21 protein-coding genes and 2 pseudogenes are annotated in these 23,718 nt (G+C 58.2%); 12 read left to right on the top strand and 11 right to left on the bottom strand.

The features are described 5' to 3' along the window. From H096_RS34375 to H096_RS20300, 4 genes and pseudogenes are all read left to right on the top strand, one after another. Positions 1 to 1,059: pseudogene (locus tag H096_RS34375) on the top strand (hypothetical protein); the annotation flags it as partial. Then, positions 1,059 to 2,903, top strand: a complete 1,845-nt coding sequence (locus tag H096_RS20310) for a tyrosine-type recombinase/integrase (RefSeq protein WP_082461684.1) — start codon at positions 1,059 to 1,061, stop codon at positions 2,901 to 2,903. The pseudogene H096_RS34375 and the gene H096_RS20310, both read left to right, overlap by 1 nt. Continuing rightward, a complete protein-coding gene (locus H096_RS20305; protein ID WP_033901188.1) occupies positions 2,900 to 3,319 on the top strand; it encodes a hypothetical protein in 420 nt (139 codons plus the stop codon). Before H096_RS20310 ends, H096_RS20305 begins: the two co-directional genes overlap by 4 nt. 75 nt (positions 3,320 to 3,394) lie before the next feature. Then, positions 3,395 to 3,982: pseudogene (locus tag H096_RS20300) on the top strand (gamma-glutamyltransferase); the annotation flags it as partial. Here the strand turns inward: H096_RS20300 and H096_RS20295 are convergent. After that, entirely contained in the window at positions 3,976 to 5,097 is a 1,122-nt protein-coding gene (locus H096_RS20295; RefSeq protein WP_033901186.1) for an NAD(P)/FAD-dependent oxidoreductase, read from the bottom strand. The pseudogene H096_RS20300 and the gene H096_RS20295 overlap by 7 nt on opposite strands. A gap of 75 nt (positions 5,098 to 5,172) precedes the next feature. Here H096_RS20295 and H096_RS20290 point away from each other — a divergent pair, with 75 nt between their 5' ends. Then, positions 5,173 to 5,613 (top strand): MarR family transcriptional regulator, encoded by a 441-nt coding sequence (locus tag H096_RS20290; protein ID WP_051422114.1) that lies wholly within the window; start codon positions 5,173 to 5,175, stop codon positions 5,611 to 5,613. Here the strand turns inward: H096_RS20290 and H096_RS20285 are convergent. Genes H096_RS20285 through H096_RS20275 form a run of 3 tightly spaced genes read right to left on the bottom strand, consistent with a single transcriptional unit; the run spans position 5,575 to position 8,378 of the window. Continuing rightward, the gene (locus tag H096_RS20285) at positions 5,575 to 6,123 is read right to left on the bottom strand and encodes an AAA family ATPase (RefSeq protein WP_033901185.1); all 549 of its coding nucleotides are present in this window, start codon (positions 6,121 to 6,123) and stop codon (positions 5,575 to 5,577) included. The genes H096_RS20290 and H096_RS20285 overlap by 39 nt on opposite strands. Beyond that, positions 6,120 to 6,683, bottom strand: coding sequence for a nicotinamide riboside transporter PnuC (pnuC, locus tag H096_RS20280; protein ID WP_033901184.1), 564 nt, complete (start codon positions 6,681 to 6,683; stop codon positions 6,120 to 6,122). The genes H096_RS20285 and pnuC overlap by 4 nt, the downstream gene beginning before the upstream one ends. Before the next feature lie 60 nt (positions 6,684 to 6,743). Further along, positions 6,744 to 8,378: a methyl-accepting chemotaxis protein gene (locus H096_RS20275; RefSeq protein ID WP_033901183.1), complete on the bottom strand. Its 1,635-nt coding sequence runs from the start codon at positions 8,376 to 8,378 to the stop codon at positions 6,744 to 6,746. A gap of 219 nt (positions 8,379 to 8,597) precedes the next feature. On the opposite strand from H096_RS20275, the gene H096_RS20270 reads away from it, so the two are divergent. Both H096_RS20270 and H096_RS20265 read left to right on the top strand, forming a co-directional pair. Further along, the gene (locus H096_RS20270) at positions 8,598 to 9,428 is read left to right on the top strand and encodes an undecaprenyl-diphosphate phosphatase (protein ID WP_033901182.1); all 831 of its coding nucleotides are present in this window, start codon (positions 8,598 to 8,600) and stop codon (positions 9,426 to 9,428) included. Then, the gene (locus H096_RS20265) at positions 9,425 to 9,808 is read left to right on the top strand and encodes a DUF1294 domain-containing protein (protein ID WP_033901181.1); all 384 of its coding nucleotides are present in this window, start codon (positions 9,425 to 9,427) and stop codon (positions 9,806 to 9,808) included. The genes H096_RS20270 and H096_RS20265 overlap by 4 nt, the downstream gene beginning before the upstream one ends. A 479-nt stretch (positions 9,809 to 10,287) precedes the next feature. On the opposite strand, the gene H096_RS20260 is transcribed toward H096_RS20265, so the two are convergent. From H096_RS20260 to H096_RS20250, 3 genes are read right to left on the bottom strand one after another with little or no spacing between them, the layout of a single operon-like run. Next, positions 10,288 to 10,644: an MmcQ/YjbR family DNA-binding protein gene (locus H096_RS20260; protein WP_033901180.1), complete on the bottom strand. Its 357-nt coding sequence runs from the start codon at positions 10,642 to 10,644 to the stop codon at positions 10,288 to 10,290. Beyond that, entirely contained in the window at positions 10,641 to 11,549 is a 909-nt protein-coding gene (locus H096_RS20255; protein WP_033901179.1) for a LysR substrate-binding domain-containing protein, read from the bottom strand. Before H096_RS20255 ends, H096_RS20260 begins: the two co-directional genes overlap by 4 nt. A gap of 59 nt (positions 11,550 to 11,608) precedes the next feature. Further along, positions 11,609 to 12,988, bottom strand: coding sequence for an NAD-dependent succinate-semialdehyde dehydrogenase (locus H096_RS20250; RefSeq protein ID WP_033901178.1), 1,380 nt, complete (start codon positions 12,986 to 12,988; stop codon positions 11,609 to 11,611). Between the two features lie 158 nt (positions 12,989 to 13,146). Here H096_RS20250 and H096_RS20245 point away from each other — a divergent pair, with 158 nt between their 5' ends. The 3 genes from H096_RS20245 to H096_RS20235 all read left to right on the top strand — a co-directional run bounded on the left by H096_RS20245 (position 13,147) and on the right by H096_RS20235 (position 16,070). Then, on the top strand, positions 13,147 to 14,073 hold the full coding sequence (locus tag H096_RS20245; protein WP_033901177.1) for an AraC family transcriptional regulator: 927 nt from the start codon (positions 13,147 to 13,149) through the stop codon (positions 14,071 to 14,073). A 119-nt stretch (positions 14,074 to 14,192) separates the two neighbouring features. After that, positions 14,193 to 14,804, top strand: a complete 612-nt coding sequence (locus tag H096_RS20240; protein ID WP_033901176.1) for an FMN-dependent NADH-azoreductase — start codon at positions 14,193 to 14,195, stop codon at positions 14,802 to 14,804. A gap of 228 nt (positions 14,805 to 15,032) precedes the next feature. Beyond that, positions 15,033 to 16,070, top strand: a complete 1,038-nt coding sequence (locus H096_RS20235; protein WP_033901196.1) for a dienelactone hydrolase — start codon at positions 15,033 to 15,035, stop codon at positions 16,068 to 16,070. Here the strand turns inward: H096_RS20235 and H096_RS20230 are convergent. The 3 genes from H096_RS20230 to H096_RS20220 all read right to left on the bottom strand — a co-directional run bounded on the left by H096_RS20230 (position 16,064) and on the right by H096_RS20220 (position 20,371). Continuing rightward, on the bottom strand, positions 16,064 to 17,239 hold the full coding sequence (locus H096_RS20230) for an MFS transporter (protein ID WP_033901175.1): 1,176 nt from the start codon (positions 17,237 to 17,239) through the stop codon (positions 16,064 to 16,066). The genes H096_RS20235 and H096_RS20230 overlap by 7 nt on opposite strands. Positions 17,240 to 17,403: 164 nt before the next feature. Then, positions 17,404 to 18,990, bottom strand: a complete 1,587-nt coding sequence (locus H096_RS20225; RefSeq protein WP_026000030.1) for an ABC-F family ATPase — start codon at positions 18,988 to 18,990, stop codon at positions 17,404 to 17,406. A 142-nt stretch (positions 18,991 to 19,132) separates the two neighbouring features. Then, positions 19,133 to 20,371 carry an MFS transporter gene (locus tag H096_RS20220; RefSeq protein ID WP_033901195.1) on the bottom strand — a complete coding sequence of 413 codons (1,239 nt, stop codon included), beginning with the start codon at positions 20,369 to 20,371 and terminating at the stop codon, positions 19,133 to 19,135. 155 nt (positions 20,372 to 20,526) lie between these two features. Here H096_RS20220 and H096_RS20215 point away from each other — a divergent pair, with 155 nt between their 5' ends. Continuing rightward, entirely contained in the window at positions 20,527 to 21,387 is an 861-nt protein-coding gene (locus H096_RS20215) for a class I SAM-dependent methyltransferase (RefSeq protein ID WP_051422112.1), read from the top strand. Between the two features lie 91 nt (positions 21,388 to 21,478). Here H096_RS20215 and H096_RS20210 read toward each other — a convergent pair whose 3' ends face one another. Then, the gene (locus H096_RS20210) at positions 21,479 to 21,865 is read right to left on the bottom strand and encodes a TIGR03067 domain-containing protein (RefSeq protein ID WP_033901174.1); all 387 of its coding nucleotides are present in this window, start codon (positions 21,863 to 21,865) and stop codon (positions 21,479 to 21,481) included. A gap of 396 nt (positions 21,866 to 22,261) precedes the next feature. Between H096_RS20210 and H096_RS20205 the strand changes: the two genes are divergently transcribed. After that, positions 22,262 to 23,578, top strand: coding sequence for a Wzz/FepE/Etk N-terminal domain-containing protein (locus tag H096_RS20205; protein ID WP_033901173.1), 1,317 nt, complete (start codon positions 22,262 to 22,264; stop codon positions 23,576 to 23,578). The last annotated feature ends 140 nt before the right edge of the window (positions 23,579 to 23,718 follow it).

Genomic DNA, 23,718 nt, shown 5'->3' with positions numbered 1-23,718 from the left:
CACCGTACCGGAAAGGTCAGGTGTTGCACTCAGATTTTGCCGCCGCCCAGGATAAAGGCTGAAGCAGGGCCACTGTCAGCCAGCGAACTTGCGTATTGCATTTTTTGGATATCGACCTGTACAGGGATTAACACGCAGCCATTACTGGAGTTGCGTGTTGATGCTCTGCAGCCGCATCTTTTTCATCCGCACAAACGCCTTCTTGTTACTTACAAAAGACGCGGGAGAAATACTCATATCACCACACTTCGTGGAAGCACTGATATTGAGAGTGTTTTCGAAATGGCTCCGCGCGTGGATGCGATATTTAAGATTGTAGAGAGCAGAAATCGGACTCTGCGGTTAAACAGCTTGTTTCCTGATTCGCTATTCATTTTTCTACAGAGCACAGACATGGCTGCTCAGCCAACTCGAATAGCCTCCGGACAGGTTATTCGTGCTGCTAAACTGTTAGTCAGAAAATATGATCTGAAGGGAGATGATGGAACTCCTTTGGTTTTGAGTGTGGCGAAACTTAGGAAAACGTTTGTAAACAGAGTTTTCGAGTTATCTGGCTATGACCCTGTTGTGGCTGCAGCGCTGGCCGGGCATACGATACAAGTGAGTGATGACCACTATCTGGCCCCACCGCCTGATGCGGAGCAAAACCATGCGTTCATGGGGGAGATTCGCAATAAAGAGTTGCTCTCAGCAACCGTAGATCGCACATCTGTCGCCAGCTGCAAGGACAACGTCAGAGGCCACAGAGCCCCTAAGAATGGCAGTGTTTGCGTGGAGGTTTTTGGATGCTTTAAGTGCGAAAGCTTCGTGGTGACAGGAGACGATTTGTACAAAATTTTCAGCTTTTACTTTTACGTTATTTCAATGAGAAACGAGATGGGGGGGAAGCGGTGGGGGCAAGAGTACGCTTACATAATACGGGTTATTGATAGGGATATCGCGACAAAGTTTGATAAAAATGTTGTTGATCAAGCTAAGAGTCAAGCCATGAGCGAACCCCACCCAATGTGGCGCTCGACCAAAAATAACATGATGCTTTTAGATGTTGAGGAACTGTAATGGTAGCTGTGGCTGATCCGCGCATTCTAAATCAGAATATGACAAGGCAAGCAATTGATCAGAATAATTTTGCGCAAGTTATCTTCTCATATGCACAAACTGCTAGCGGAAACTGGTCTGTACTTAGCCGCTTTACAGATGATACTTGGATCATCCCTGACTCCTATTTCCCCACTAATGTTACCAGTTCGCATAAAAGACTTGAATTTGGACGGTACCCTGAGCAGTTTCGTCATGTGATGAAAGTATGTGTTTTGAAATATGCTCTTTTTGGACTTTATGATCAAGGTGCTCCAAGAGGAAATACAATAATCCATTTTTTTGTAGGCACGATTTCGTTCCTCACTTATATTTCGAAACATTCGGTGGATCTGCAAAGCATCAAGCCAATATTATTTTCCAACTATGTTTTTGATTCTAAAACTGTTAAAGGTCGAAAAGCAGATAAATTGTCTGTGGATGCTCTTCGGTCCAGATTTATCGCTGTGCAGACCTTACATCATATTAGTCAGGGTACCATTGATCCAATGCCGCATCCCTGGCCTGATTCTTCTGCATCAACACTTGCAGGAAAGAATGGCACAGCTTGGTATCTAAAGGGGAAAACTCCGATCATCCCTGATGAGGTTTTGGCACCTCTATTCCAGAGCGCGGCGAAAGATATTGAACGTGCCGAACATCTATTAGAACTGCGCGATGGGTGTCTTGAAATTCAACGCAGGATATCAAAGGCGAGTTGGACTCTCTACACCACGCAATACTTGCAGAGCTTGGGGTATGACGGTGGTCGTCGAAGGTTAAACGCCGAGCTGAGAAAAACATTTATTGCTTCCGCTATTATCATACTTACAACCAGTGGCGTTAGAAATCATGAGCTCCTTTCGATAAAAAAAGGGTGTTCGTTCACTAATATTGATGATGACGGTAACACTATAATCTGGATGAGAGGGCGATCAGAAAAGACTTATGAGGGGGACACCGAATGGATCATTACCGATATCACTAGGAAGGCAATAAACATTGCAACCCGAATAACTGAGCCGCTACGTAATGAGCTTGAAAGCGACATACATAGGCGTTTGCATGCAGACCCAGAATGTACTGCGACTTGGCAAATGACCGCCTACAGGGAGGCTATATTTATCGGGCGAAATTTCGTTACCGGAAAAATACAGACTATCTCGAGTGGGTGGCTTGGAAGCTTGGTTAGTCAGTATTGTAAAGGCATCGGCTTGAAGTGGAAGATTTCCCCTCACCAATTCAGGCGTACTTTTGCCGTATACGTTGTTCGCAGTGCCAATGGTGACATCCGATATCTGAAGCAACACTTTAAGCACTGGAGTTTAGATATGACTGCGCTGTATGCCTCGCACGATGAGCGAGACTCTGAGCTGCTTGATGAGGTTATGGCAGCTTTCAGTGAAGCCAAATATGACGTTCTTGAGCATATCCTAGATGAGTCCACACCGCTTAGCGGAGGACTAGCGGAAAGCGTGAGAAAATTCCGTGCTGCAAAGATCCAGACATATAAAAGCCATTCCGCAATGGTTAAAACCGTTTCTGATTCGGTGTTTATCCGGGCAACGTCAGTTGCTTGGTGTACCAATGACTTAGTAAGTTGCGTTGGCGGTTCAGGTGTTGAAGCCACGCGCTGCGGAGACTGTGTCAACTCTATAATAGACGACACGAAAGTTCCCGTGTGGCAAGCCATCTACTCTCAGCAGCTTGAGTTGATCAAGCTGACCGATATTGGCGCCTCTGGTATCGAACGCGTAAGAAGGGATATGGCTCGTTGCACGAAGGTATTGTCTGACTTGGGCGCTGAAGTCGGAGGTGGGTTTTGAACGATGACGTAAAATCGGTAGCGACCAAAGGGGAAGCTACAAGGAAGGCGATACGGCTAGCCATTCTTGCGATCACGAAGGGGCGTCCCAGAGTAATTTCAAAAGACAGAAAAATATCCATCAAGGCGGTTGCGGATGAGGCAGGAGTAAGTAACGCGACTATTCACAATAACTATGCGGATTTGGCCGAGCAAATTCGACTGTTAGCCAACAAAGACGTTCGCCACCAAAGAGACGCTACTCAGCAGGTGCTTGTAGAGCAGCGCAGAAAGGCGTCTCAGCTCAGAGCGGAGATTATCCAACTCAAGGCCGAGGTCGCTGAGATCGCCTCCGTAAACGCTACGTTGATGCTTCAGAATGCAGAGTTGCGGTCGAGACTCACCAGCCCGAACGTCCATGAGCTGAAAAAACGGTAAAAATCGCTAGGAACTGTTACGTATCTCAAAGCCTCGTGGTTAGGGGCTCTCCCTCTAGTAACACTGTTACATCGTGTACTAAATTATTGGGGCAATGCGGTCTCGGTCACCTACACCCTCAACGACTGGTTCGGTGCGGGCGTGATGGCGAGCAAGACCGGGGTGATCCTCAACGATGAAATGGACGACTTCACCGTCAAGGTCGGCGTGCCGAACATGTACGGCCTGGTCCAGGGTGAAGCCAACGCCATCGCGCCGGGCAAGGCGCCGCTGTCGTCGATGAGCCCGACCATCGTGACCAAGGATGGCAAGGCCGTGATGGTGGTGGGTACGCCGGGTGGCAGCCGCATCATTACCGCGACCTTGCTGACGATCCTGAATGTCATCGACTACAAGATGAACATCCAGGAAGCGGTGGACGCGCCGCGTTTCCACCAGCAATGGATGCCGGAAACCACCAACCTGGAGACCTTCGCGGTGAGCCCGGATACCCAGAAGATCCTTGAAAGCTGGGGCCACAAGTTTGCCGGGCCGCAGGATGCCAACCACTTGGCGGCGATCCTGGTCGGGGCGCCGTCGCTGGGTGGCAAGCCGGTGGGCAACAACCGCTTCTATGGCGCGAATGACCCGCGGCGCAACACGGGCCTGTCCTTGGGTTACTGAGGCGTGAGGTGGTGATGCAGGTGGGCCAGGGACAGCGCCAGGCTGTCATGGGATAACTGGATGGCGGCGCCCTCGGCGCTGCCCTGGGCTGCCGGTATCACCCGTTCGAACAGGTGGTTTTCAAACCCCTGGACTGCTGTCGAGCAGTCAGGGGCCTCGAGCAAGTGCTGCGCCAACTCGGCAGCATCCAGCATCGCCGCGTTCACCCCTTCGCCGCCAAACGGCGACATCAGGTGGGCGGCATCACCGATCAACGTCAGCCCCTGGCGATGGGACCAGCGATGGCCCACGGGCAGGGCGTAGATAGGCCTCGCCAGTACCGTCTCGTTTGCCGCATCAAACAGCGCCAGCACCTGCGGATGCCAGCCTTTGAATTGGACTTTTAGCGCGTGCAGGCTGAGGTGATCGGCTGCCCAGTCGGGCGGTACGCGAAAGATTGCATAGCCACGCAAATGCGCATTCGCGTTGCGTTGCACCATGATCGATTTGGCTTCCCCGGCGACTTCCAGCTTGCCTCGACCAACCAGCTTGGCCAGGTGCGGGTGCTGGTGGTCGACATCGTCGATGCCAAACTCGATGAAGGTCAACCCGCTGTATTGCGGCTGATAGGTCGACAGCAGCGGGCGTACTTTCGACCAGGCCCCGTCGGCACCGACCACCAGATCGAAGGGGCCGTAGGTGACAGGGCCTTGATGCAACGTCCAGCGCCCATCACCGACCGGCCGGACTTCGTGGATACCTGCGCCCCAGTTCACACAGCCAAGCGGCAGCGAATCCAGCAGCGCCTGGCGCAGGGCCGTGCGGTCGACTTCGGGACGGTCACCCGCGTCCGGATTGGGGTCTTCAAACAGCAACTCACCGTGATGATCCATCAGGCGTGAGCCCTGGTCTTCGTATCGGGCGATGCGCTTGAACGCGTCTTCCAGGCCTGCACGCTGCAGGGCGAGCTGGCCAGATTCGACATGCAGGTCCAGCGTGCCACCTTGCGGGCGTTCGAGCGGATCGCGTTCGCGCTCAAACACGCTGGCGGCGATGCCATGGCGAAAAAGGATTCGCGCCAAGGTCAATCCGCCGGGGCCGGCGCCGATAATGGCGATGCGTAATGGGGGCGTCATGGAGATTGTCCTTGGCGATGTTTATAGGATCCTATACATTCTGTTCATAGGATCCTATGGAAAGTCAACGCCCTGATGATCGTTCAAACGCCTGCCCCCAACCCCATGCAACAGATCGGCCTGGCCGGCCGGGGTTTCGTCCGTCTCTACGAAGGTCGTCTAAAAGAACTCGGCTTCGCTGTCGCGCAGATTCCGGTACTGGTGGCGCTCAAGCACAGCGAAGGCTTGCCCCAAGCCGAGCTGGTGCGCATCGTCCGTGTCGAGCAGTCGAGCATGGCGCAGTTGCTGGGACGCATGGAGCGTGACGGCATGATCGAGCGTGTGGCCGACCCGGCGGATAGACGCAGCCGCCTCATTACCCTGACCGACGCGGCGCGCAAACGCATGCCCGCCGCCCGCGCGGTCATGCAGCAGGGGACGGCGCAGGCGCTGGAAGGGTTCAGTGAAGAGGAGGAAGCGACCTTGCTGGCGTTGCTGCTAAGGGTGAACGCCAACCTGGAGCGTGCCGGCGAGTAGCTGTTCGACCGCCGAAAATGCGGTGGCGCGGCGCTGTATCCAGTCGCCACGAATCACCAGGGCGGGCTGCTGATGGTGCTCGATCCACTCCAGGCTGCCCTGGAAAAACGCCCGGCGATCCGCCAGTTGCGGCTGGCAGCGTTGGCCGTCGGCGGTCCATTCCACATCCTCCGGCGACAACAACAGGTGCAGGTCGTAATGGCGGGCCAGCAACTCGCTGTCGAGCCAGGCCGGGTAGTCGCCGAACAGGGTCTGGCTCCAGAGCTTGTTGGTCAGCAGGTGGGTATCGAGGATCAACAGATCAGGCTGTTGGGCGCGGGCGGCGTCTTCCCAGGCCAGTTGGCCACGGGCGATGGCCGGGATGTCGGCCAGGGTGGTGTCGCGTTGATGGTGATCGATGAAATAACGCACGTATTCACCCACCATCAACCCGCCGAAATGCGCTTGCAACTGCGCCGCCAGCCAGCTTTTACCGCTGGACTCCGGGCCGGCCAGTACCACCACCTTCATGCGTGCAACGCCGGGTCGGCGCGCCATTCACGCCAGCCTTGCACGGCAATCACGGTGAACAGCGCGTAGAGCGCGGCGGTGAGGTAGAGGCCTTTGTAGAGGAACAGCCCGACAAAGATCACATCGACGGCAATCCACAACGGCCAGCACTGCACGCGTTTCTGCGCCATCCACATCTGCGCTACCAGGCTGAAGCCGGTGAGGGCGGCATCGAGCCAAGGCTGGGCAGCATCCGTCCAGTGCGCCATGGCGGCACCGAGCAACAGACTGCCGACGGCGCCCACCGCCAGGCTGGCCATGATCGCCGGCACGCCGAGGCTGGTGACCTGACGCCCTTGCTTGATCGCGCCGGCGCGGGTCCACTGCCACCAACCGTAGACTTGCAGTGCGGCGTAGACCACCTGCAGCAGCATGTCGGAATAGAGTTTCACGTCGAAAAACACCCAGGTGTAGAGCAACACCATCACCAGGCCGATGGGCCAACACCAGGGGTTTTGCTTGACGGTCAGCCACACGGCAATCACCCCGAGGGCGGCGGCGAACAGTTCAAGCCCGGACATGGAGGTTCCTTGGGAGAGTGGAAGAGGGCGGTGATTGTAAACAAATCACCGCCGTTTCGCTCAGACCTTGAATTGGCGCAGCAGGCCGTCGAGCTGTTCGCTCAGGCCGCGCAAGTGCGCACTCGCCACACTCGACTGTTCCGCCGCCAGTGCGGTGCTGTGGGACAAGCCGGCGGCCTGGGTGACATTCTGGTTGATGTCTTCCACCACGTGGGCCTGTTGCAGGGTGGCGCTGGCAATCGAGGCGTTGAGGCCATTGAGGTTGCGCAGCGCCTGGCCGATGGCAGTCAGGCTGGCACCGGCTTGGCCGGCTTGTTCAATAGTCAGTTGCGAGGCGCTGTGGCTGTCGCTGATCACCTTGACCGCCGCTTCCGAGTGGCCTTGCAGGCGTTCGATCATGCTCTGGATTTCGGCGGTGGATTTTTGCGTGCGCTGGGCCAGCAGCCGCACTTCATCGGCCACCACGGCGAAGCCACGCCCTTGTTCGCCGGCGCGGGCTGCTTCAATCGCCGCGTTAAGCGCCAACAGGTTGGTCTGGTCGGCAATCGAACGGATCACTTCAAGTACGCTGCCGATCTGGGTACTTTCCGCAGACAGGGTGCGGATCACTTCCACTGCCTGGCTGATGGTGCCGGAGAGCTGGTCAATCTGCTGCAGGCTGCCGTCGATATTCACCTGGCCTTGTTGGGCCTGGGCTTGGGCGTCGCGCATTTCGCTGGCGGCGTGTTCGGCGTTCTTGGCCACGTCCTGCACGCCGTAGGTGACTTCGTTGATGGCGGTGGCCACCAATTCCATCTGCTGGGATTGTTGCTGGCTGCGGTCATGGGCCTGGGTCGCGTTGCTGCCCAGTTCCTGTGAGGACTGGCCCAGGGCATTGGCGCACACCTGCAATTGGCCCACTACTTGGCGCAGCTTGGCGGTGAAGCTGTTGAAGTGCCGGGACAGCTGGGTGACTTCGTCCTGGCCGTGGGTGTCGAGGCTACGGGTCAGGTCGCTTTCGCCGCTGGCGATGTTGCCCATGGCGTTCACTGCGTCCTGCAACGGTCGCACAATGCTGCGGGCGATCAGCGAGACCAGCAGCGCCATCACCACGGCGATACCCAGGCCGATGAACGAGGCTTTCCAGACCTGGCCGCTGAACTCAGCCTGCACATCGTCCACGTACACGCCGGAACCGATGATCCAGCCCCAGGGTTGGAACAGTTGGATATACGACGTCTTGGCCACCGGTGCTTCGGCGCCCGGTTTCGGCCAGCGATAGTTGACGATGCCGGCGCCCTTGGCCTTGGCCAGGATCACGAATTCGTTGAACACGGCAAAACCGTCGGGGTCGCGGATGGCCGAAAGGTTCTGGCCGTCGAGCTTGGGGTTGGCCGGGTGCATGATCATCACGGGCGTGAGGTCATTGATCCAGAAGTAGTCGTCATGGTCGTAGCGCAAGCCACGCACCGCGCTCAAGGCTTGCTTCTGGGCGGCTTCGCGAGTCATCACGCCGGTGGTTTCGAGGCCGTGATAAAACGTCAGGATCCCGCTGGCGGTCTGCACCACGTGTTGGGTTTGCTGGCGCTTGGCCTGGTACAGGTCGTCATGAATCTGCTTGAGCATCAGCAAACCCAAGGCCAGCAGCATCAGCACGGCGACTATCAGGATCAGCCACAGGCGCCGGCTGATCGACATATTGCGCAAACTGTTCATCGTCCTGTCACTCCGTGCTTTTTATAATTGTGGGTGCCGCATCGACTTTTCCGCCTTGTCTGATAGGCTTTCGGCCTGTATTCGGAAAACCTGAGTACTGTCTGATTTTTCACAAGATTTTTGCAGGTCGGGGTTGAAACTCAACACCGCGTCTTGTCGTCAGTGAACCATTAAAAAGATTAACGAGGCTTGCCATAGAGCAAGACCTTTGGGGGAAGCATGGATTTTTGGACCGCCATACAGGCATTGATTCTTGGCGTTGTGGAGGGGCTGACCGAGTTCCTGCCGATTTCCAGCACCGGCCACCAGATCATCGTCGCCGACTTGCTCGACTTTACCGGCGACCGCTTCAACGCGTTCAACATCATTATCCAGCTGGGCGCGATCCTGGCGGTGGTGTGGGAGTTTCGCGGCAAGATTTTCGAAGTGGTCAGCGGCCTGCCGACCCAGCGCAAGGCCCAGCGATTTACCGTCAACCTGCTGATCGCCTTCCTGCCGGCGGTTGTGCTGGGGGTGATTTTTGCCGACCTGATTCACCACTACTTGTTCAACCCGATCACCGTGGCCACGGCGCTGGTGATCGGCGGCGTGATCATGTTATGGGCCGAGCGCCGCGAGCATGAAGTGCACGCTGAAACCGTGGATGACATCACCTGGAAAGACGCGCTCAAGGTCGGCCTGGCCCAGTGCCTGGCGATGATCCCAGGGACCTCGCGTTCCGGCTCGACCATCATTGGTGGCTTGCTGTTCGGGCTGTCGCGAAAGACTGCCACCGAGTTCTCGTTCTTCCTGGCGATGCCGACCATGGTCGGTGCGGCTGTCTATTCGGGCTACAAGTACCGTGACCTGTTCCAGCCGGCGGACTTGCCGGTGTTTGCCATCGGCTTTGTGACCTCGTTCATCTTCGCGATGATCGCGGTGAAGGGCCTGCTCAGGTTCATCGCCAGCCACAGCTATGCCGTGTTTGCCTGGTATCGCATTGCGTTCGGCTTGCTGATCCTGGCGACCTGGCAGTTCGGCTGGATCGACTGGGCGGCCGCCAAGGCATGATGATCCAGCATCCCCGTCTGAAAGCGGCGATCTTCGTGCTGTTATGCGCAGCGCCGCTGCTGGGTTCGGTGCTGGTATGGCAGCGCGGCGAGACTGTGATTCCGCTGGCGGCCTATGGCGTGGTCAGCGTGATCGCGTTCTTCCTGTACTGGAGCGACAAACGCAAGGCGCGCACTAACAGCTGGCGCACTCCGGAAAACATCTTGCACGCCGTGGAACTGGCGGGCGGCTGGCCGGGGGCGTTGATTGCCCAGCAGGTGTTCCGGCACAAGACGCGCAAGGTGTCTTACCAGGTGTTGTTTTGGGTGATTGTGTTGTTGCATGAGGTGTTCTGGCTGGATCAGCTGTTCCTCGGTGGCACCTTGCTCTCAGTGCTCTAGACCTGTGGCGAGGGAGCTTGCTCCCGTGGCGGCCTGCTGGTCGACCGAGCTGTATCAGGTGTAAGCCGATCAAAATGTGGGAGCGGGCTTGCCCGCGAAGGCTATGTGTCAGGGGCTAGAGCTCTGAGACCGGAGTACATATCCATTTCTGCGATAACGGCTGATATGGGGTCCGCCCTTACGGCGGGTCACTTTTGGAAGAGTCCGAATGCGGCCCAGCCAAAAGTAACCAAAAACGCTTCGCCCCACCACTCGGCACCTCGCCTAGGCTCGGTGTGCCCGAACGAAGGCTTGAATCCGTGGGCCGCCGCGATGGGCCATCCTTGGCCCAGCGCGGCTAACCCGGCGTCCTGCCGGGTTACCCACGGATTCAAGCCTGCGTTCGGCCAGCGCGGTTTACGGGGCGCCTCAGATCAAGATCAAGATCAAGATCAAAAGCAGAGCAACCGATAGTCACTTAGATACCTAGGTGCTTTGCGTCAATCGTCCAGCAACAACCCAATCTGCGTGCGCTTGGGCAACTTGCTGACGACAAGCTGGTGCGAACGCCGCACCAACCCACGCAACTCCTCAGCACCCAGCGGGTAGGGCGTATTCATGATGATCCACTGCGCCCGCGCCAGATACGGCGCCGGGTGAATGCCTGGGCGGTCCACATGGCCGAGGAACAATTCCTTGTCGACCTTGAACGCCAACGACTCACCCCTTAGGTTCTGCAGCGCGAACATCTTGTTGCCGGCAATCGAAAACACACGTACGCCGCCCCATTTGTAATCCTCCCGCGCGCCCGGCAGGCTCAGGCAGAAGGCGGCGACTTGTTCTTCGGTCATCCTCATAGCAGGCGGTCTCCGCAACCTTTGAAACCTTCTTCCAGGTAGTCGATCCAGGCACGAATGGCCGGCAACACGCCGCGACGATGCGGGTACACCGCTTGCAACCAGCCGCCAGGCAAGGACCACTCCGGCAGCAGTTGCACCAACCGGCCGCTGGCCAATTCCTCTTCGCAATACATCATCGGCAGCACGGTAAAGCCCAGCCCCATGATGGCGCTGGCCTTGCGCACGATGAAATCGTCGATCCCCAGCCGGGCTTCCATCGCCAGGTCGTGAGTGTTGCCCTGGGGGTCGAGGATGCGTTGATGCACCAGGCGATCCGCCTCCAGTGCACCGAGGATCGGTAGCTGCTTGAGATCCTCAAGGGTCGCGACCTGACGGCCGTGCATCAGCGCGGGGCTGGCCACCAGCACGGTCTGGGCCTGACGCAGGCGCTTGGTCACCAACAGCGGATCCTCATCGCCCAGCTCGCGTACGCGCAGAGCGACATCGATACCCTCGGCGACCAGGTCGACACGGCGGTTGACCAGGGTCATCTCCAATTGCACCTGGGGATGAGCCGCCAGAAATCCAGCCACCAGTTCCGGCAGGATGTGCTGGGCCATGCCCACCGGGCAACTGACGCGCAGCCGTCCACGGGGCTCGCTGGACATGCTGGCCACCGCCTCATCGGCCATTTCCGCCTCCAGCAGCATCGCCTGACAATGCCGCAGGTAGCGCTCGCCGACGGCAGTGAGGGTGAGTTGGCGCGTAGTGCGTTGCAGCAGGCGTGCGCCGAGGCGTTCTTCCAGCTCGGCGATACGCCGCGACAGCCGCGACTTGGGAATCCCCAGCAGCCGGCCGGCGGCAGCGAAGCCACCGGCTTCCACGACTTTAGCGAAATAGTAGAGGTCGTTGAGGTCTTGCATGGGCAACCTATTGTCCTGTCAGTGGGACGAACTATCCGCGTCTGACGAGGGCAAATCCACTACAAATGTGCGCCAGCCATCAACACGTACTTCACGTGCACATACTCCTCGATCCCGTAATAGCTGCCTTCACGGCCATAACCGGACTGCTTGATGCCGCCAAACGGCACGGAAGCAGTGCCCACTGATCCGGAGTTGAGGATCACCATGCCGGCCTCCAACTGGCGCGACAGGCGCAACGACCGTCCCAGAGCGCTGGTGTAGGCGTAGGCCACCAAGCCGAATTCGGTCTGGTTGGCGCGGGCGATGACTTCGGCTTCATCCTTGAACGAATAGAGAGCGAACACCGGCCCGAAGATTTCCTCGGTCGCCAGGGGAGAATCGTCCTGCAAGCCGGTCAATACCGTCGGCTCGTAGAACAGGCCACCTTTTGCGTGGGGCTGGCCGCCCATCAATACCTTGGCCCCGGCGGCCTTGGCGTTTTCCACCAGTCGCGCCACCTTGTCGAAGCCCAGTTGATTGACCATGGGGCCGACCACAAAGCCTTCACGCAAGCCCTGGTCCACTTCGATCTCGGCCACGGCGTGCTTCAAACGCTTGATGAAGTCCTCGAGGATGCTGTGTTGCACGAAGATGCGGTTCGGCGAGATGCACACCTGGCCCGAGTTGCGCAGTTTTGCACTGACCAGTCCTTTCACCGCTTCGTCGAGGTTGGCGTCCTGGAACACGATAAACGGCGCGTTGCCGCCCAGTTCCAGGGTCATTTTCTTGATGCTCGCTGCGCACTGTGCGGCAAGCAATTTACCGACGCCGGTGGAGCCGGTGAACGAGATTTTGCGGATGCGTGGGTCGCCGGTCAGGATCTGGCCAATTTCTTTCGGGTCGCCCACCACCACTTCCAGGACGCCTGCCTCGATCCCGGCCTTGCGCGCGTATTCCAGCAACTTGAGGGCTGTGAGCGGGGTGTCTTCTGCGGGCTTGATCACCATGGTGCAGCCAGCCGACAGCGCTGTGGCGACCTTGCGGGTGATCATCATGAACGGGAAGTTCCACGGGGTGATGGCGGCGACCGGGCCGATGGCTTCCTTGGTGACCATCACGTTGGCATTGCGGTCGTGAGTGGGAATGGTGTCGCCGTACACGCGCTTGGCCTCTTCGGCGTACCACTCGATAAAGCCCAGGCCGTAGTCGATTTCACCGCGGGCTTCGCTCAGGCATTTGCCGTTTTCGCGGCAGAGCAGTTCGGCGAAGGCTTCCTTGTCGGCTTTTACCGCGTCGTGCCAGCGGCGCAGGATGTCGCTGCGTTCCTTGGCAAGCTTGGAAGACCAGTCAGGGAAGGCGGCGCAGGTGCGGTCGACGGCAGCCTTGACCTCGTTTGCGGTGTGCTGGGCGACACGGCCGATTTCTTCACCGGTGGCAGGGTTGTAGACGATAAGCATGGGGGAGTCTCCGAGGGCTGAAAGTGCTGTTTCAGGCTACGCAAATGCGGGATTTGAGCGAATATCCATTCCAATGTGCTGATTGCCTATTCCTATAAGTCCGTAGCCTCGTCGTGGATTGCGCGTTAACGTGGCGTTTTACGCTAAGGCCCGCAAACATGGATCGAACAGGCAGAATCATCGAGCTGATGGGCACCTTGGCGCCTGTGGAAGGCTATAACCTGAGCGCACTGGATGACGTGCGTTTCCTGCGCTCCAATCGCCCATTGCATCGGGTCCCGGTGCTGTACGACCCCGGCATCGTGATCGTCTGCCAGGGGCAAAAGCGTGGTTACCTGGGGGATGAGGTGTATTTGTATGACGCCCAGCACTACCTGGTGGTGTCGGTGCCGGTGCCTTTCACCATGGAGACCGACGCCAGTGAAGCCGAGCCGATGCTGGCGGTGTATTTGCGCCTGGATTTCACCCTTGCGGCGGAGCTGATGGTGGCCTTGGATGACTTCCCGCAATTGATCGAGGCCAACCCACGGGGCATGTATTCGTCACCCATGGATGACCGGCTCAGTGAATCGTTGCTGCGCTTCCTGCAAGTGATGAGCGTGCCGATGGATGCGCAGATTCTGGGGCCGGCGCTGATGCGCGAGATCTACTATCGAATCCTGACGGGCGAGCAAGGTGGCTCGATGCGCGCAGCCCTGAATCGCCAGGGGCAGTTCGGCAAGGTGGCGAGGGCGATTCGCAAGATCCATGGCTGTTATCACCAGCATCTGGACGTGGAAGCGCTGGCGCGGGAAGCGATGATGAGTGTGCCAAGCTTTCACGCGCATTTTCGCACTGTCACCGACACCTCGCCGATGCAGTACCTCAAGTCAACGCGTTTGCATCAGGCACGCCTGTTGATGCTGCGTAGCGATATCACCGCCGCCACGGCCAGTGCTCAAGTCGGTTACGAAAGCGCCTCGCAATTCAGCCGCGAGTTCAAACGTTTCTTCGGGCGCACGCCCCAGGCAGAAATCCAGTGGATGAAGCGCACCTATGCGTTGCCCGCACCGACGTCAGCGTCGATCTATGTGTCGTCGCACTGAGCATTGTCCTGCCAGCAGGACAAACAGTCGCATTTCAGCCGTCTAATCGTTTATTCGAATCATCTGTAGGATCAACCCCACTTGATCGCCCCGTCGCGATCCTCACTTGGAGATCCCGCATGAAACTGTTGCATATCGATTCCAGCATCCTCGGCGACAACTCGGCGTCCCGTCAGCTCAGCGCTGGTGTGGTCAAGGCTTGGCAAGCGGCTGAGCCAGGCGTGGAAGTGACCTACCGTGACGTGGCTGCCGAAGGCTTCAACCACTTCTCCGGCGCGACCCTGGGCGCCCTGGGCACTCCGGCTGATCAGCGCAATGCTGCGCAACAGCACGAAGCAGAACTCAGCGCCAAGACCCTGGCAGAATTCCTCGCCGCTGACGCGGTGGTGATCGCTGCGCCGATGTACAACTTCACCATCCCGACTCAACTGAAAGCCTGGATCGACCGCATTGCCGTCGCCGGTCAGACGTTCCGCTACACCGAAGCCGGTCCGGAAGGCCTGTGCGGCAACAAGAAAGTCATCGTTGTGTCGACCTCGGGCGGCCTGCATGTCGGCCAGGCGACCGGTGTGGCCCATGAAGATTATCTGAAAGTGCTGCTGGGCTTCCTCGGCATCACCGACATCGAGTTCGTGCGCGCCCATGGCCTGGCGTACGGTGATGAATTCCGCAGCAAGTCCTTGAGCGACGCCAACGTACTCATCAACGAACAATTGTTCGCGGCTGCGTAAAGCTTAGGTAAAACCGTGCCTTTCCTCGTTTCATTCTGAAGCGGGACGTCTAAACTCTGTATTCTGATCGCCTCAAAACGACCGGACTACGGAGTTTTTTCGTTTACCCGCTGTCATTACTTTGGCCCAGGTTATGCACGCATGGGTTTATCACCCGGTCGAGCGCCTTGAACCATGGACTTTTCAACCCGACATGCCGGTTTTTATGCAGCAAAGGTGGACATCCTCATGATGCGTCTTTGTGCTGTTATGGTTCTTTCCCTGCTCGGTGGCCTGGTTTCAGTGCACGCCGCGCCTGCGCCGCACCCGCATTGGAGCGTGGGCTTCCATCGCATGACCTTCCTGGATCCGCTGGATTTGCAGCCGATGAAGGCCATCGCTTTTTATCCCTCCACTGGGCTTGAGCACAGCACGCCGCTGGGCGCCTATCGCGTTGCCGCCACGGAAGATTCCAAGATTGCCATCGGCCGCTTCCCGATGCTGATGCTGTCCCACGGCAACACCGGCACGCCGCTGGCCTTGCATGACCTGGCCACTTCGCTGGCGCGTAAAGGCTTCGTGGTGGTGGCGGTGTTGCATCCTGGCGACAACTACAAGGACCACAGCCGCCTGGGCACGGTGAGTAACCTGTATGGCCGGCCGATCCAGATTTCCGAAGCGATCACGGCCACCTTAGGCGACCCGATGCTGTCGCCCTTCGTCAATGTCGATCAAGTCGGTGTGATCGGTTATTCAGCGGGCGGTGAAACCGCGTTGATCCTGGCCGGTGCCAAGCCGGACTTCGACCGCCTGCGTCGCTACTGCCAGGAGCGTCCGGAAGACCGCGACGCCTGCACCACCAAGGGCGAATTGGTAGTGGACCGCGACGACCTGCAGCCGCAATCCGACCCGCGTATTCATGCGTTGATGTTGATGGCGCCGTTGAGCTTGATGTTTGGCCGTCACACCCTGGCCGACGTGCATGTGCCAGTTCTGCTCTACAGCGGTGACGGTGACAAGCTGGTGGCCGTGGACAAGAACGCTGCGGCGCTGGCGCGCAAGTTGCCGGAACCGCCGGACTTCAAGCTGTTGGCCGGGGCAGGGCACTTTGTGTTCATGGCGCCGTGTGACAGTGATCAGTTGGCGGCCATGCCGGCGATCTGCACCGATGCCGACGGCGTCGACCGCGAAGGGATTCACCGTGACCTGATTTCCGAGGCGGGGCGTTTTTTCAGCCACACCCTCGGCCAAGCCACCCGCGCCGGGATGCAGACGGCTGATCAGTAAGCGCGACGCTTGAGCAGAACGGTCACGCCCAAGGCAGTTACCGACAACAGCGCGGCGCAGAAGAAGATCCAGCCATAGCCGAGGTTCAGTGCCACGGCGCCCATCAACGGCCCGGCAATCGCCAGGGCCAAGTCAAAGAACACCGCATAAGCACTCAGGCCCGCGCCACGGCTGCTGTTGGGCACCTGCTTGATGGCTTCCACGCCGAGTGCCGGGTACACCAGCGACAAGCCAAAGCCGGTCAGCCCTGCGCCAATCAATGCCACGCCCGTCGACGGCGCCAGCCAGAGCAACGTCAGGCCCAGGGTCTCGATGGTCATGCAGGCAATGGCGGCACGAAAGCCGCCAAACCGACTGATCGCAGAGATAAACACCAGCCGCGACAAGATAAAACACACGCCAAACACCGTCAGGCAGTACGCCGCACCGGCCCAGCCACGATTGAGGTAGTACAGCGTAATAAAGGTGGTGAGGGTGCCGTAGCCGATGGAGGCCAGGCACAGGCTGGCGCCAAAGGGTGCGATACGCCCGAACACTGCCCAGAACGGCAAACGTTCGCCACGCACCACTGGCACCGAGGGTTTATTGCGGATCAGCACCAGGCCCAGCGCGGACAATACGGCCAGTGCAATGCCGAGGCTGTTGTAGCCGTATTCGGCCACCATCACCACGCCCAGCGGCGCACCAATGGCGATGGCGCCGTAGGACGCGATGCCGTTCCAGGAAATCGAGCGCGCCGTGTGTTCGGCGCCGACGGCGCCCATGCACCAACTGATGGTGCCCACGCCGATCAGCCCTTGGGCCACGCCCAACAACAGTCGGCCGACAATCAAAATGCCCAGGCTCAAGGTGGGCATGCTCTGTAGCAACGTTGCAAAGAACGTCAGCACACCGCTGACCAGAATCCCCGCCAACCCCAACACAATGGCGCGCTTGGTGCCGACGTTGTCCGACATGCGCCCGGCCATGGGGCGGCTGAGCAGAGTCGCCAGGTATTGCGAACCGATCGTGACTCCGGCGACCACGGCGCTGAAGCCCAGTTGCTCATGCACATAGCCAGGAATCACCGCAATCGGCAGGCCGATGCAGATGAACGCGATAAAGGTGTAGAAGACGATAGAGACGATCTGCAGGGTGATCGACAGGGAGCTGGGGGCGGCGGCAGACATGGGCACTCGTTCGCGGGCGGGCGGTGAGGGCATCATGGCAAGGGCTTGGGGGAAAAGAAAGCAGGCTATCTATTAATTATGGCGCGCCATAAACATGCAAAAAGCCCCGTCACACAGGACGGGGCTCAATTTTGCCGCTTGCAGCTAAAAACTAATGGCTGCTCTTAAAACACCACACCTTGGCTACGCAGGTAATCATCATAGGTGCCGCTGAAGTCGATCACGCCGGTGGCGCTCAACTCGATGATGCGGGTGGCCAGGGACGATACGAACTCACGGTCGTGGCTGACGAAGATCAGCGTGCCCGGGTAGTTCTCCAGCGCCAGGTTCAGCGCTTCGATGGATTCCATGTCCAAGTGGTTGGTCGGTTCGTCCATGAGCAGCACGTTCGGTTTTTGCAGGATCAGCTTGCCGAACAGCATGCGGCCTTGCTCACCACCGGAAATCACCTTCACCGACTTCTGTATCTCGTCGTTGGAGAACAGCATGCGACCCAGGGTGCCACGGATCATTTGCTCGCCTTGGGTCCACTGGCCCATCCAGTCGAACAGGGTCACGTCGTCTTCGAAGTCGTGAGCGTGGTCCTGGGCGTAGTAGCCCAGCTCTGCGGCGTCGGTCCACTTGATGCTGCCGGCGTCGGGGGTCAGTTCGTTGACCAGGGTGCGCAGCAGGGTGGTCTTGCCGATACCGTTCGGGCCGATGATCGCTACGCGCTCGCCAGCTTCAACCTGGAAACTGAAGTCTTTGAACAGCGGCTTGCCGTCGAAGCCTTTGGCCATTTTTTCGACCATGACGGCCTGACGGTGCAGCTTTTTGTTCTGCTCGAAACGGATGAACGGGCTTACGCGGCTCGATGGCTTGACTTCGGCCAACTGGATCTTGTCGATCGCCTTGGCACGGGAAGTGGCTTGCTTGGCTTTCGAGGCGTTGGCCGAGAAGCGGCTGACGAAGGATTGCAGTTCGGAGATCTGCGCCTTCTTCTTGGCGTTGTCCGACAGCAGTTGCTCGCGGGACTGGGTCGCCACGGTCATGTACTCATCGTAGTTGCCCGGGAACAGGCGCAGCTCGCCGTAGTCCAGGTCAGCCATGTGGGTGCACACGCTGTTCAGGAAGTGACGGTCGTGAGAGATGATGATCATCAGGCTGGAGCGCTGGGTCAGGATGTTTTCCAGCCAGCGGATGGTGTTGATGTCCAAGTGGTTGGTCGGTTCGTCGAGCAACAGCACTTCAGGATCGGAGAACAGCGCCTGGGCCAGCAATACACGCAGTTTCCAGCCTGGGGACACTTCGCTCATCGGGCCAAAGTGTTGCTCCAACGGGATACCCAGGCCCAACAGCAGCTCACCGGCACGGGATTCGGCGGTGTAGCCGTCCATCTCGGCGAACTCGGTTTCCAGCTCGGCCACGGCCATGCCGTCTTCTTCGCTCATTTCCGGCAGCGAGTAGATGCGGTCGCGCTCGGCCTTGACCTTCCACAGCTCTTCGTGGCCCATGATCACGGTGTCGAGCACGGTGAATTCTTCGTAGGCGAACTGGTCCTGGCGCAGTTTACCCAGGCGTACGTTCGGCTCCAGCATGACCTGGCCGCCGGACGGGTCGAGGTCGCCGCCGAGGATTTTCATGAAGGTCGACTTGCCGCAACCGTTGGCACCGATCAAACCATAACGGTTGCCGGCGCCGAACTTGACCGAGACGTTCTCGAAGAGCGGCTTGGCGCCGAACTGCATGGTGATGTTAGCTGTGGAGATCAATTACTTTACCTATCAATGGGTTGCGAGCGTGGCGGCAGGAGCCTTCAGGCATGCGTCAACAGCGACATCAAGGCGCGAAACCCGGTCGCTGAGCAGAAGATTTTGGATGTGTGTTGGAATTTGGCGCGCATTGTCGCATATGTCAGGCGACAGTTGTATGTCCGGCGAAGGATGGTTTTGCCAAGGTCTCCGGCATCGCCAGCCACAGCAGCGCCAACGCCAGTGCCGCCACGCCAGCCAGGGTCAGGAACGCGGCGTTGTAGCCGGCCTGTTGCACCACGAAACCGGCCAGGCTGCTGCTCAATGCCGCGCCCAGACCGAAGACGGTGGACAGGGCACCCAGGCTGACGTTGAAGCGTCCGGTGCCTTGGGTCAGGTCCTTGACGATCACCGGGAACAACGCGCCGAAGATCCCGGCGCCGATGCCGTCGAGCATTTGCACGGCCACCAACCAGTACGGATCGCTAGACAGCGTGTAAAGCACACCGCGCAGCGGCAGGATCATGAAGCCGGCCATCAGCAAGGGTTTGCGTCCCCAGATATCGGCTTTGAGTCCGACCAGCCAGGCCATCGGTACCATCACCAATTGCGCGGCGACAATACACGCCGACGTCAGCGGCGTGGCCATCTGCAGGTTGATCTGCGAGAGCTTCTGGCTGACCAGCGGCAGCATCGCGGCATTCGCCAGGTGGAACAGGGCGCAGCAGATCGCAAACAACAGCAATGGACGGTTCGCCAGTAATACCCTCACGCCGGAGGGTTGTTCGTGGTCCGTGTGATGCTCCGGGTCAAAACCACGGGCGACCTCGTGATCGATCGCCTCTGCCGACACGCAACTGATCGCGACGATACTCGCCACGGCCATGAAGGCCATTAGGTAAAACACCACCACTTGCCCAAACAGGTAGGCCAAGCCGCCGGCCAACAGCGCTGCGACGGCATTGCCGGCGTGGTTGAAGGTTTCGTTGCGCCCTGTACGGCGGGTGAACGCGCGTGGTCCGGTGATGCCCAGCGAGATTGCGCTGATGGCGGGCGCGAATACGGACGCGGCGACAGCACTGGCGGCCTGGGTCAACGCCACAAGGCTGAAGGAACTGACAAAGGGCAGCAGCAGGCAGCTGCCGGTCACCACGATGGCGGCCAGCGCCACCACTGCGCGTTTGCTGCGGGTGCGGTCGATCAGTGCACCTGCCGGGCCTTGGGTGAGTAGGGCGGCGATACCTGCCAGGGTCATGACCACGCCGATGCTGGCCGGGTCCCATTTGTGCACGGCCAGCAAATAAATGGCCAGGTAAGGGCCGAGGCCGTCGCGCACATCCGCCAGGAAGAAATTCAGGCTGTCCAGGGACAAGGCATTACTCAGGTCGGAGTGTTTGGCCACGGCGAGGTCTTCGGAGGCGGCGTTCAGGGGCTGAACACGCATTGCGTTAATGACCTGTGGGCCCTGCGTTAAGTTTCGCCCGCTTCTCGGGGTTTTAATCCGAGGGCACTTGGCTTATTTTCTGGGCCTCGCTGTTATCAATATCTGGAGACGCAATGGACATGCCCTCAGCTCAACAGGCAATCGACTGCAACAAGGACGCCTGGGACCAATCCGCCAGCCTGCACAAAACCACTGACACCTGGAACGCGCTGCTCAACAGTGTCGGCGCGGCTGGCTTTTCTTGCCTGGACCCGACGCTGACCGGCTTGCTGCAAGCCGTGGGTGTGGACGGTAAGGATGTGGTGCAACTGTGCTGCAACAATGGCCGCGAAAGCCTTTCGCTGTATGGCCTGGGTGCGCGTTCGGTGGTGGGCGTGGATCAATCCCGGGCGTTTCTGCAACAGGCCCGTGAACTGGCCGACGTCTCACCGCACAGCCCTGAGTTCATCGAAAGTGATATCCACCAATTGCCGCAACGTTTGCAGGCGCGTTTCGATATCGCGCTGGTGACCATCGGCGTGCTGGGCTGGATGCCGGATGTGGCGCAGTTCATGCGCCACGTTGCCAGCACCTTGAAACCCGGCGGCACGCTGGTGATGTATGAAACCCATCCATTCCTGGAAGTGTTCGATCCGCGGGCACAAAACCCGTTCCTGCCGGCCAGTTCCTACTTTCAGCGCGAACCGTTTGTGCTGCAGGAGTCGATTGTCTATGAAGGCCAGGGTGAGGTGGCAGGACCCACATCCTATTGGTATGTGCATACCCTGGGCGACGTGGTCACTGCCGCAATCTGCGCACAGTTGCAGATCAGCCACCTGCAGGAGTATGCGCACTCCAATCGCGAAGAGCTGTACGACCAATATGAACACCAGCCTGCGCAACTGCCGATGTGTTTTACGTTGACCGCCACCAAACGCGCCGGATATGTCGATTTTCAACAGGCAAAAAGAAGCCCGCAAGAAGAGGCGGGCTAAGGGATTCACTGGAGTAGGTAGGCTTCACCCTATAGACCTGAAAGTGAAGGCCTTGTGAAAATACTGTCGCTGGTTCGGATTGATGCGCTGATCAGGCACGACGCACAAAAGTGCGCATGGTTTGACCTGGCCCAGTACTGAATAGGGTGGGCCTGGGCATATTTTCATCGGCTGCAATGAACACGAATTCATTCGCTTCCAGGCGATAGCTGGCCGGCAAATGCTTGCCTGCGTCATCGCCGATGGAGTCGATCCAGGTAATGCGTTTGGGAACGGCAGTGCTGTCCAGATAAAAACGGCCGGCGAGCAGTACCTCGCCACTGACGGTCTTCACTTCGAAGCGGTCGCCGGTAATGGTTGTGATTGCCCCAGGCGCGCTGTGAGCATCGACGGGATTGAGCACGCCACTGTCTTCGAGTGAGGTTTGCTCCCAGGCACCTTGAAGTGCTTGAACATCTGGATCTGAGATGGATGACATACAAATTCCTTTTTTCTGGGATTCAGTCGCCGAGCACTGCAGGAAATTCGGCACTTTTTATAGCTTAATGTGTAGCGCTGCGTAGGAATGGTCCTGTTTTTTAGAGATTTAGAGGTTTTTCCTTGAACGACAGGTGATTAGCGATATTTTGCCTGCCCGTCGGGTAACGTCTCATAACGGACCGTAATACTTTGGGTGTCTATCAGTAATGACTCCCGTGTAACTGAAACGAAACCTTTTGTGGCACAGGTATGAAACCTCGGTAAGCCTGGGTGATCCCTTTGTCGAAAGAAGGCTATGTGTATTGTGTGTCCGGACGTTGCCTCCTGTTTATTCAGTCGTTATTCAGGTCTGTTTGTTGGGCGCTGGATTTCAACTCATCAGGGTGCATGAACTTTGAACAACACTCCCCAGCTTCATCGTTATTTACCTTCAGATGAAGTCGATCTCTTTGAGCTGTTCGGCGCGATCTGGAAGCACAAAAAACTGGTCATTGGTTGCACGATCCTCGCAGGCTTTCTGGGAGTAGGCTATGTGTATCTGGCCCCCAAGGTGTATCAAGTCAGCAGTGTACTGCGGCCTGCGGCAATCAATGATCTGGACGCTCTCAACCGTTCAGAAGTCTACAAGTTGCCACCGGCTGACGCATTGACCAAGGTAGGCGCGCAACTCGACTCATACGAAGCAAGGCTAGGCTTTTTCAGGGCCAACCCGAAGCTCTTCGGGCGCTTCCAACAGCCTGGGCGCAGCCTGGAGCAGAGTTTTGAGGTATTCAACAACAAGGCTATTCACTTGGTACTCATGGAGTCCAAGAATCCCGACGCGCTCAACAATTATGTCCGCTTGGAAATGCAGTACCCCGACGGGATTGACGGGGCTGCAATTCTCAACGGGTTCGTGGCTCACGCTATTTCACAACAGCGCGAACAAGTGGGGGCCGACCTCAAGGTCATGGTCAATAATCGCCTCAACGAGCTCAAAGGCAAGATCGACGCTGCCCGCGCCAACTATGAAGCAGATAAAGCGTCGCAAATCGCTAGGTTGTTGGAGGCGGATAAGGTCAAGCGTGCTCAACTGCGAGACGAGCTCAGCGCCTTGCGTCTGGAGATGGAAGCACAACGCAACAGCCGCTTGGCTGAATTAGCGGAGGCTATCTCGATAGCCAGGACGATTAGCATCAAGCATCCCACCACGCCCTCCGCAATGGGGGCTGAGGCACAGCGAGGCTCGATCCAGGTGGTGCGCACCGAAGTGACCAATCAGAAGATCCCGCTTTACTTTATGGGCACCGAGGCGCTTGAGGCCGAGCGGGCAGCGTTGGCACGACGTACCAATAACGACTTTACCAACAGCCGCATTGCAGAAATTGGCAAGGCATTGCGCATGCTGGATGTTAATCGCGAAGTGGAAGTACTCGACAGCCGCAAGAATGAAGATGTGTTCTTGCAAGACCTTGAACCGTATTGGGCAGAAGAGGCTCGACTGCACAGCCTTAATATCGATATGAGCGCCCTGAAGCTGGTGACTGTGGACCAGCAGGCGCAGCCGCCGCTGAGCCCTATCAAACCGAAAAAGGGCTTGGTTATCGCGTTGAGCCTGTTGACAGGGCTGACGCTAGGAATACTGACCGCGTTGATTTGGCACTTTGCTCAGGTGCGCCGTGAAACCGGACCTTTTTCAGTGTTCGACGAACGTCGGACTCCACGTCGCTAGGCCGGGTTGGACCTATCGCAGGCTTGTCGCGCAACAAGCCCGCCCAACACATTCACAAGACAGCTTTTCACAATTCTTAGTTAACTTTTAGTTACAACCTGTGGCTAAATAACTGCAAAGGGCCACGAGCCGGGTTGTCA

The sequence above is a fragment of the Pseudomonas sp. FH1 genome (genome assembly GCF_000510895.2).
GTDB classification, from domain to species: domain Bacteria; phylum Pseudomonadota; class Gammaproteobacteria; order Pseudomonadales; family Pseudomonadaceae; genus Aquipseudomonas; species Aquipseudomonas azotoformans_A.
Note: the sequence above shows the minus strand (reverse complement) of the source record. Positions and strands in the feature narration are given on the sequence as shown.